The 990-nt window shown below is 69.7% G+C and carries 1 protein-coding gene; it reads right to left on the reverse strand.

The window, feature by feature from the left end; genetic code table 11:
- Nucleotides 1-990, reverse strand: a 990-nt coding sequence (locus ACSDR0_RS50795) for a sugar phosphate isomerase/epimerase family protein (RefSeq protein WP_435296165.1), incomplete at its 5' end; no start/stop codon positions are given.

Raw genomic sequence — 990 nt, forward strand, 5'->3', positions numbered from 1 at the left:
TCACTCCGAGGAGAAGGCGGCGTCGAAGGCGGTGGAGGGCGGGGTGATGGCGTTGAGCTTGCGGATGACGGCCAGCGCGTCGGGGGCGCCGTCGAGGCGGTCCATGCCGGCGTCCTCCCACTCGATGGAGATCGGGCCGTTGTAGCCGATGGCGTTGAGGGCGCGGAAGCAGTCCTCCCAGGGCACGTCGCCGCGTCCGGTGGAGACGAAGTCCCAGCCGCGGCGCAGGTCGGCCCAGGGCAGGTGGGAGGCCAGCCGGCCGCGGCGGCCGTCGCCGGTGCGGACCTTGGCGTCCTTGCAGTCGACGTGGTAGATGCGGTCGGCGAAGTCGAGGATGAAGGCGACCGGGTCGATCTCCTGCCACACCATGTGGGAGGGGTCCCAGTTGAGGCCGAACGCGGGGCGGTGGCCGATGGCCTCCAGGGTGCGCACGGTGGTGTGGTAGTCGTAGGCGATCTCGCTGGGGTGGACCTCGTGGGCGAAGCGGACGCCGACCTCGTCGAAGACGTCGAGGATGGGGTTCCAGCGGTCGGCGAAGTCGGCGTAGCCGTCCTCGATCATCTGGGGCGGGACCGGGGGGAACATGGCCACGGTGTGCCAGATGGAGGATCCGGTGAAGCCGACCACGGTGTCGACGCCGAGTTTGGCGGCGGCGCGGGCGGTGTTCTTGATCTCCTCGGCGGCGTTGCGGCGGACCTGCTCGGGATCGCCGGTGCCCCAGATGCGGGCGGGCAGGATGCCCTGGTGGCGGGCGTCGATGGGGTTGTCGCAGACGGCCTGGCCGACCAGGTGGTTGGAGATGGTGTACACCGACAGGTTGTGCTTGGCCAGCACTTCCTGCTTGCGGGGGATGTAGTCGTCGTCGCTGAGGGCCTTGTCGACCTCGAAGTGGTCGCCCCAGCAGGCGATCTCCAAGCCGTCGTATCCCCAGCCCGAGGCCAGGCGGCAGACCTCCTCGAACGGCAGGTCGGCCCACTGGCCGGTGAACAA

Origin of the sequence: Streptosporangium sp. G11 (assembly GCF_051192615.1) — a bacterium.
In the GTDB taxonomy this organism is placed as follows: Bacteria; Actinomycetota; Actinomycetes; order Streptosporangiales; family Streptosporangiaceae; genus Streptosporangium.